At 72.5% G+C, this 8,560-nt stretch carries 6 protein-coding genes and 1 pseudogene; 6 read left to right on the top strand and 1 reads right to left on the bottom strand.

Annotation, left to right across the window (positions count from 1 at the left end):
* The 3 genes and pseudogenes from AWZ10_RS52940 to AWZ10_RS18930 form a co-directional block, all read left to right on the top strand.
* Positions 1 to 950, top strand: a pseudogene (locus tag AWZ10_RS52940) (hypothetical protein); the annotation flags it as partial.
* Between the two features lie 461 nt (positions 951 to 1,411).
* Positions 1,412 to 1,942, top strand: a complete 531-nt coding sequence (locus AWZ10_RS18935; protein ID WP_046706225.1) for a hypothetical protein — start codon at positions 1,412 to 1,414, stop codon at positions 1,940 to 1,942.
* Positions 1,943 to 2,178: 236 nt separating this feature from the next.
* The gene (locus tag AWZ10_RS18930) at positions 2,179 to 2,877 is read left to right on the top strand and encodes a class F sortase (RefSeq protein WP_060891635.1); all 699 of its coding nucleotides are present in this window, start codon (positions 2,179 to 2,181) and stop codon (positions 2,875 to 2,877) included.
* A gap of 53 nt (positions 2,878 to 2,930) precedes the next feature.
* Here the strand turns inward: AWZ10_RS18930 and AWZ10_RS18925 are convergent, their stop codons facing one another.
* Entirely contained in the window at positions 2,931 to 3,719 is a 789-nt protein-coding gene (locus AWZ10_RS18925; RefSeq protein ID WP_046706227.1) for a sulfite exporter TauE/SafE family protein, read from the bottom strand.
* 523 nt (positions 3,720 to 4,242) lie between these two features.
* Between AWZ10_RS18925 and AWZ10_RS18920 the strand changes: the two genes are divergently transcribed.
* The 3 genes from AWZ10_RS18920 to nirD are packed head-to-tail and all read left to right on the top strand — an operon-like array spanning position 4,243 to position 8,411.
* Positions 4,243 to 5,460 (top strand): NAD(P)/FAD-dependent oxidoreductase, encoded by a 1,218-nt coding sequence (locus tag AWZ10_RS18920; RefSeq protein WP_060891634.1) that lies wholly within the window; start codon positions 4,243 to 4,245, stop codon positions 5,458 to 5,460.
* Positions 5,461 to 8,064 (top strand): nitrite reductase large subunit NirB, encoded by a 2,604-nt coding sequence (nirB, locus tag AWZ10_RS18915; protein WP_060891633.1) that lies wholly within the window; start codon positions 5,461 to 5,463, stop codon positions 8,062 to 8,064.
* Positions 8,061 to 8,411 (top strand): nitrite reductase small subunit NirD, encoded by a 351-nt coding sequence (nirD, locus tag AWZ10_RS18910; RefSeq protein WP_037699741.1) that lies wholly within the window; start codon positions 8,061 to 8,063, stop codon positions 8,409 to 8,411. The genes nirB and nirD overlap by 4 nt, the downstream gene beginning before the upstream one ends.
* The last annotated feature ends 149 nt before the right edge of the window (positions 8,412 to 8,560 follow it).

The raw sequence follows: 8,560 nt of genomic DNA, 5'->3' as shown, positions 1-8,560 counted from the left end.
TGGCTGCCGCCGTCGTGGCCGGCATCATCCTCGCGCCCCTCGACTCGGACGCGGTACCGCCCCGGCGGATGCCGGTCGCCCAGGCCCCGGTGCCCCATCGGTCCGAGGCCCACTCACCCGAGGTCGTCGACCGCCGAAGCGCCGTCACGGACGCCGCGGCCTCGACCGGCACGGGAGACGCGCCCAGGACCGACCCCGGCGGTCGGGAGACCGTGGCGATTCAGGCGGCGGACGACAGCGATGCCGGGGAGGAGCCGACCGTCGGGATTCCGGCGGGCGACGACACGACCCCGGGGGACGAGACCGCGCCGGACACGGATCCGGATGCGCCGACAGGTGGCGGGGAGGCGAACAAGCCGGAGGTGACCGCGCCTGAACCGCCGGACGCGGGAAGCCCGGATGCGCCGGGCACCCCGGAGATCCCGGAGATCCCGGGGACGCCGGAGGCCCCGCAGGCACCGGAGTCGCCGGGCACCCCCGGGGGCGATACGCCCGTGAGTGATACACCGGCGGACGAGGCTCCTGATCCGGTGACGCCGGGCGGGGGTTCGCCCGGGGCTGAGGAGCCGGGGGCTGAGGAACCAGGGGCTGAGGAACCAGGGGCCGAAGAGCCGGGCGCAGAAGAGCCCGGGGCACAAGAACCCGGCGCGGAACAGCCCGGGGCCCAAGAGCCGGGCGTCGAGGAGCCCGGCGCGGAAGAGCCCGGCACCGATTACCCCGAGGTCGATGGGCCGGGGGCCGAGGCGCCGGGGACCGATGTCCCACCTGTCGAGAACCCCGCACCGGATTTCCCTGCCCCCACCGAGCCCGCCCCGGCAGAGGAAGCACCCGTAGAGGAGACCCCTGCACAGGAGACCCCGGCCCCACCGGAGCCGGTCGATCCGGCGCCGGAGGCGCCCGCTCCCGTGGAGCCTTCACCGGAGCCCCCGGCGCCCGGGGGCGGCTGCTGAGACCGGGACGGGGGCGAGGGCGGTGACGGTGTCGCCTTCTCGCCCCACCGCGTTCGGCGAAGACCTGGCGGAGGCGTTCCGCGGCGCGCGGACCGCCTACCCGTGCCGCCGCGGGAGGCGAGGGCGACACGCGTCACCGCCCCGGGCGTCAGCTCCGCCTGAGCCTCCGCTCGGTGCCATCGCCCGGTGCCATCGCCCGGAGCCATCGCCCGGAGCCATCGCCCGGACCGCACCACGCGACCCCCGGTCACCCGTTCACACCCTCGCGCGTCCCCTATCGCGTTCTCTTCTCCACCGCACCCAACCCACCCCGGTGACCTGCCCAAACACCGGCCCTTCCGCCCTCCACCCCCACCCTCCTGACACCCGTTCACATCAATTCTGACGCTCCATCAGGAAGCGTTCCGGCCGGTGTGCCACTTATCTCGGAAGGGACCGGAGGACTCTCGGAGGAGCCAGCGATGCGACGTACTGCCCGGCCGCTGACCGCAACCGCGCTCGCCGTCGCCGTCGCGGCCCTCGCCGCCGCACCCGCGTACGGCGGTGAGGGCACCGGCCGACTCGAACTGTCCCCCGCCGGTGTCGTCCCCGGCGACGAGGTCATCGTCCGTACGGCGGCGTGCGGCGCGGACGGTACGGCGGCGGGGGACGCCGGCGCGGTCGGCGCCGGCTCCTTCTCGCTGGCTCCGGGCTCCGGGCAGCGGCAGCTCGACGGGCGGTTCGAGGTACCGCCGAGCGCGCAGCCGGGGACGTACGAGATCGTCGCGACCTGCGTCGACGGTGGCCGCCGGGTCACCGGCGACCTCGTGGTCTCGCTCACCGGCACGCGCACCGCGCAGCCGACGTATCCGAGGGGAAGTGTGAAGACGGGGGTCGGTGGCGCACTCGGTCCCGACCCCGTGCAGACCGCGGCGGGCGTGGCGGCTCTGGCCGTCGCCGCCGCGGGCGGTACCTGGCTCCTGCATCGCCGGGCGAGAGGCGACGGGATCTGACGGACACCCTCCGCCGTCCGTCCGCCGGTACCGCCGTCCCCCTCCCCTCCGGGCCCGCCGCCCCTCGGCCCGGAGGGGAGGACACGGGGAAGGGAAGACCCCCAGCGGGTCGCATACGTCGAAGGGCCGAAGAGGCAGGGGCCAAGGGCCGCAGGGGCGCCGAGCCGACACCATCGGCGGACGCCCGAACACCCAGTACGGCCCGAACGCCCTGCACGGCCCGAAAGGAGGTCTCCGTGCGTCGGCTCGCCAACTCCGTCATAGCCGGGGTCACCGTCGTCGCCCTCTGTTCCGGCGCGTGGTTGCTGCGCAGCGGCACCGCGTCACACGCGCCGCCGCAGCCGTCGGCCGCGCAGGCCCACATCCGTTCGAGTACGTCGAGCGCATCGGACACGGGAAACACCTCGGGCGAGTCGAGCCGTGCCGGGTCGTCGGGCGCCTCCGGGGTCGACGAGCCGGTGGCCGTCCCGCTGCCGCCCTCCCCGCCCGACCGCATCCGCATCCCCTCCATCCGCGTGGACGCGCCGCTCATGGGGCTCGGTCTCACGCCCGTCGGCAGTCTCGACGTCCCGCCCGCCCAGAAGGAGAACCTCGCGGGCTGGTACGAGGCCGGCACCACCCCGGGTGCACGGGGTACCTCGATCGTCGCCGGGCACGTGGACAACGCCGACGGTCCCGCCGTCTTCTTCGGCCTCGGCGCGCTGAAGCGGGGCGCCACCGTCGAGGTGGACCGGCGGGACGGCGGGATCGCGGTGTTCACGGTGGACGCGGTGGAGGTGTACGACGCGCGGAACTTCCCCGACCAGAAGGTGTACGGGGCATCGGCGGGGGCGGAGTTGCGGGTCATCACCTGCGGCGGCGGGTATTCGAGGGCAACCGGCTACCAGGGCAACGTGGTCGTCTTCGCCCACCTCACGGGCAGCCGCGCCGGCTGACCATCGGCCGGATCACCGGCGCCCCCGCGACCCGGCGGCCGTCCCGACATCGCTCACGCCACCCACTGTTCGTACCCCATCTTCGCCACCAGCGTGAACACCACCGTCAGCAGGACGACCCGGACGAAGCCGCTGCCCTTCTTGAGGGCGGTCCGGGCGCCGACGGTGCCGCCGACGAGGTTGAAGACCGCCATCAGGGCCGCCAGCTGCCAGTAGACCGTGCCCTTCCAGGCGAACGTGGCGAGGGCGCCGGCGTTGGTGCAGCAGTTGACGATCTTGGCGGTGGCGGAGGCGGTGACCAGGTCGAGGTGGAGGACCGCGGTCAGGGCGAGGACCAGGAACGTGCCGGTGCCGGGGCCGATGAGGCCGTCGTAGAAGCCGATGCCGACACCTGCGAGGCCGATCGCGGCGAGGACGCGGCGCGCGGAGACGGGGCCCGTGGCGGGGGCCGTCGTGCCGAAGGAGGGGCGCAGGATCACGAAGGCGCCCACGGCGAGGAGGACGACCATGACCACCGGCTTCAGGATCTCGGTGCTCATGCCCGCGGCCACGAAGGCACCGGCCGTCGAGCCCGCCAGCGCCGCCAGCCCGATCCGTACGGCGATCCTCACGTCGACGGGGGTGCGGCGGGCGTACGTCACCGCCGCGCCCGTCGTGCCGACGATGGCGACGGCCTTGTTGGTGCCGAGCGCGTACTGCGCGGCCGAGGCGCCGTTCGGCAGGCCCAGGAGGAGGGTGGGGAGGAGCAGGAGCCCGCCGCCGCCCACCACGGCGTCGATCCAGCCGGCCGCGAGGGCGGCGAGGCACAGGAGTACGACCATGGTCAGCGATATGTCGGGCATGATCGCGACCCTATGCGGTGGGATAGGTGTGCCGTCCATCGACCTGAGGATGTTCTGAGGTTCGGCGCCGAGGGCTCCACCGGACGACACCCCGCCTCGTCGTCGCCCCATCGCCCCACGTCGTCGCCCCATCGCCCCCCTCCTCGCCGGACGACATCCCGCCTCGCCGCCGCCCGGTGCCCCCCTCCCCGCGGTCGACCGCCGTCCCCGCCCATCGCCCGCTTTCCCGCCGATCCGCCACCGGAAAGCGCTTCGCCGCCGCCCGTCACGCGGCCCCTGACGTGACCTACGGCACCGCCGCCCGGCGCGGTCGCCTCGCCGGGCGCTCTGCCCCGCTCTCCCGTATACGCCCGCATGACCCTCGTATCGCCAGGTCAGCAGCGTGATCCCGGGCGTCCTCACACCCCACCCAGGCCTTCCGGAAACCCCTCACACAGCGCTCGGGGCCGCGGGGAGGGCAGCGTTCCTCGTGGGAAACAGATGCGATGCGGTCGGGTAACACCGGCACCGCACGCTCAAGGACATGACCTCGAATGAGCGTGTGGTGGTGATCGGCTCCGGCCTCGCGGGTGTACGTCTCGCCCGGCGGCTCGGAGAGCTCGGCATGCCCGCCACCCTGGTCGGCGAGGAGGAGCACACACCCTACAACCGGGTGCTGCTCGCCGAGGTCCTGGCCGGGCGGTACGCGCCCGAGGTCATCGCGTTGCCCGCCCCCGCCGAGCTGACGCACGGCCGGGTGGTCCGTATCGACCGCGAGATGCGAGCCGTACATCTCGCGGACGGTACGGAGATCGCGTACGACAAACTGGTCCTCGCGACCGGCTCGAACCCGGTGCTGCCGCCGCTGCGCGGCCTCTGGGACCCGGAGCGGCACGAGTTCCCCGACGGGGTGCACGCCTTCCGGACCATGGACGACTGCCTGCGCCTGTCCAAGGCCGTACGGCCGGGCGCGCGGGCCGTCGTCATCGGCGGCGGGCTCCTCGGGGTCTCCGCCTCCCGCGCGCTCGCCCTGCGCGGCGCGCAGGTCGTTCTCGCCCAGCAGGGCGAGCGACTGATGGAGCGTCAACTCGACCCGTCCGCCTCGAAGTTGGTCCGTCGGCACCTCGTCGATCTCGGCGTCGAGGTGCACACCGAGACACGCGTACGTGCCGTCCGCAGCCTCGGCGGGACCGTACGGTCCGTGTCGATGGCCGACGGGTACGCGCTCGACGCGGACCTGGTCGTCATCGCCTGCGGGGTCCACCCCCGCGTGGGTCTCGCCCAGGAGGCGGGACTCGCGGTGCACAAGGGCGTCATCGTCGACGAGGAGCTGCGCAGCTCCGACCCGCACATCCACGCGATCGGCGACTGCGCCCAGTTCGAGGGCACGGTGTACGGGCTCGCCACCCCGGCACTCGAACAGGCCGACGTGCTGGCCGAGTTGCTGGCGGGGAACACCGCATCCCGTTACACCGGGACCCGCGCCCTGACCCGGCTGACGCTCGCCGGAGCGGACTTCCTCGATCTCGCGGCGTTCGGCGAGCCCGAGCCGCTGCCCGGTGACGACGTCATCCAGCTCACCGACGCCACCCGCGGCACGTACCGCAAGGTCGTCGTCCGCGACGACCGCCTGGTCGGCGGGGTGCTCGTCGGCGAACTCGGCACCGTGGGCGCGCTCGCCCGCGCCTGGGAGGGAGCGGAGCCGCTCCCCACGAACGGCGCTCCTCTGCTCCACCTGCTCACCAACGATGGAGGCTCCTGAATGTCCGCCACCCTGGGGCCCACCCCCACGATCGTGCTCGTCGGCCACGGCATGGTCGGCCAGCGCTTCCTCGAGGCGCTCGCCGAGCGCGGCCTGACCGCCACGCACCGCGTGGTCGTGCTGTGTGAGGAGCCGCGCCCGGCGTACGACCGGGTGGCGCTCACCTCGTACTTCGCGGGCAAGACGCCCGAGGACCTGTCGATGACCGACATGGAGTTCATCGAGACGCACGGCATCGAACTGCTCGTCGGCGACCCGGCCGAGACGATCGACCGCGAGGCCAAGAAGGTCACGGCCCGCTCCGGGCAGGTCTTCGAGTACGACATCCTCGTCCTCGCCACCGGCTCGTTCCCCTTCGTGCCGCCGGTCCCGAACAAGGACGCCAAGGGCTGCTTCGTCTACCGCACGATCGAGGACCTGCTCGCGATCGAGGAGTACGCGAAGACGGCCGAGACCGGTGCCGTGGTCGGCGGTGGTCTGCTCGGCCTCGAGGCGGCCGGTGCGCTGAAGGGCCTCGGACTCACCTCGCACATCGTGGAGTTCGCTCCCCGGCTGATGCCGGTGCAGGTGGACGACGGCGGTGGCGCCGCGCTCCTGCGCACGATCCAGGACATGGGCCTGTCGGTCCACACCGGTGTGGGCACGCAGGAGATCGTCGTCGGCGAGGACGGCGCGGTCACCGGCATGAAGCTCTCCGACGGCTCCGAACTCAGCACCGACCTGGTGGTGTTCTCGGCCGGTGTCCGCCCCCGCGACCAGCTCGCCCGCGACTGCGGTCTGACGGTCGGCGAGCGCGGCGGCATCAGCGTCGACGAGCAGTGCCGGACCGTCAACGACCCGCACGTGTTCGCGATCGGCGAGTGCGCGCTGGCCTCGGACGGCCGCGTGTACGGCCTGGTGGCCCCCGGCTACGAGCAGGCCGAGACGGCCGCCGCGACGATCGCCGCCGACGAGGCCTCGTTCACCGGCGCCGACCTGTCCACCAAGCTGAAGCTTCTCGGCGTCGACGTGGCCTCCTTCGGTGACGCGCACGGCGCGACCGCCGACTGCCTGGACGTCGTGTACTCCGACTCCCGCTCGGGCGTCTACAAGAAGCTGGTCATCGGCCGCGACGGCGAGCTGCTCGGCGGCATCCTGGTCGGCGACGCGGAGGCGTACGGCACGCTGAAGGCCTTCACCGGGTCCGTCCCGCCGGTCTCACCCGAGTCGCTGGTGCTGCCCGCCGGCGCCGGGGAGTCCGTCCAGCTCGGCCCGACCGCGCTGCCCGACGACGCGATCATCTGCTCCTGCAACAACGTCCGCAAGGGCACGATCCGCGGTGCGGTGACCGAGCACAACTGCACCACCGTGCCCGAGGTGAAGAAGTGCACCAAGGCCGGTACGACCTGCGGCAGCTGCGTCAAGGTCCTCGGCCAGCTGGTCACGGCCGAGCTGGAGGCCGGCGGTGTCGTCGTCGACAAGGGCCTGTGCGGCTGCTTCTCGCAGACCCGCGAGGAGCTGTACGAGATCGTCCTCGCGCTGCGGATCAACACCTACCAGCAGCTGCTGGACCGGTACGGGCGTGACGGGGCCAAGGGCAGCGACGGCTGCGAGATCTGCAAGCCGGCGGTCGGCTCGATCATCGCCTCCCTCGCCCCGACCATCGGCGTGAGCGGCTACGTCCTGGAGGGCGAGCAGGCGGCCCTGCAGGACAGCAACGACCACTTCCTGGCCAACCTCCAGAAGAACGGCTCGTACTCCGTCGTCCCGCGCATCCCCGGCGGTGAGATCACCCCCGAGGGTCTGATCGTGATCGGCGAGATCGCCCGCGACTTCGGCCTCTACACGAAGATCACGGGTGGCCAGCGGATCGACATGTTCGGCGCACGCGTCGAGCAACTCCCCATCATCTGGGCCCGGTTGGTGGACGCCGGCTTCGAGTCCGGGCACGCCTACGGCAAGTCGCTGCGGACCGTGAAGTCCTGTGTCGGGCAGACCTGGTGCCGCTACGGCGTCCAGGACTCGGTCCGCATGGCGATCGACCTGGAGCTGCGCTACCGGGGGCTCAGGTCGCCCCACAAGCTCAAGTCGGCGGTCTCCGGATGCGCCCGCGAGTGCGCCGAGGCCCAGTCGAAGGACTTCGGCATCATCGCCACCTCCAACGGCTGGAACCTCTACGTCGGCGGAAACGGCGGCGCCACCCCCCGCCACGCGGACCTCCTGGCCCAGGACCTCGACGACGCCGAACTGATCAAGCTGATCGACCGGTTCCTGATGTTCTACATCCGCACCGCGGACCGCCTGGAGCGCACCTCGACGTGGCTGGAGCGGATCCCCGGCGGCCTGGACCACGTCCGGGACGTGGTCGTGGAGGACTCCCTCGGCATCTGCGAGGAGCTGGAGTCCCTGATGACGGACCACGTCTCGCACTACGCCGACGAGTGGGCCTCCACCATCAACGACCCCGAGAAGCTCGCCCGGTTCGTGTCCTTCGTCAACGCCCCGGACACCCCGGACCCGGTCGTCGGCTTCGTCCCCGAACGCGACCAGATCAAGCCCGACCTGCCGCTGCTGTCCATCGGCCTGCGGCCCGCCGATGTCCTGGAAGGAAGCGCCCAGCGATGACCCTCGCTCCCGAGAAGACCGATGTGAAGGTCCAGCTGCGGCTGGCGGACGGCTGGTTCACGGTCTGCGACCTGACCCTGCTGATCCCGGGCCGCGGCGTGGCCGCCCTGCTCCCCGACGGCAACCAGGCCGCGCTCTTCCTCGACCGCGCGGGCAGGCTGTACGCCATCGACAACCGCGACCCCTTCGGCGGCGCCGCCGTCCTCTCCCGCGGCCTCACCGGCTCCCACCAGGGCCGCCCGTTCGTGGCCTCCCCGCTCCTGAAGCAGCGTTTCGACCTGGCGAGCGGGGAGTGCCTGGACGACGAGACGGTACGGATCACGGCGTACGAGGTGCGCGCCGCGTAGCGGTCGCCCCGGCCCCTCACCCCTGTTGTGGCGCGCGAACCGTACGAGGCTACGGTTCGCGGGTCACGACTTCCGCTTGTGTCTCACGCTTCAGCTCGTGCCTCACGCCTTCCGCTCGTGCCTCACGCCTTCCGCTCGTGCCTCACGCC

It is taken from the genome of Streptomyces europaeiscabiei (assembly GCF_001550375.1).
In the GTDB taxonomy this organism is placed as follows: Bacteria; Actinomycetota; Actinomycetes; order Streptomycetales; family Streptomycetaceae; genus Streptomyces; species Streptomyces europaeiscabiei.
This window is presented reverse-complemented; position numbering and strand designations above follow the sequence as displayed.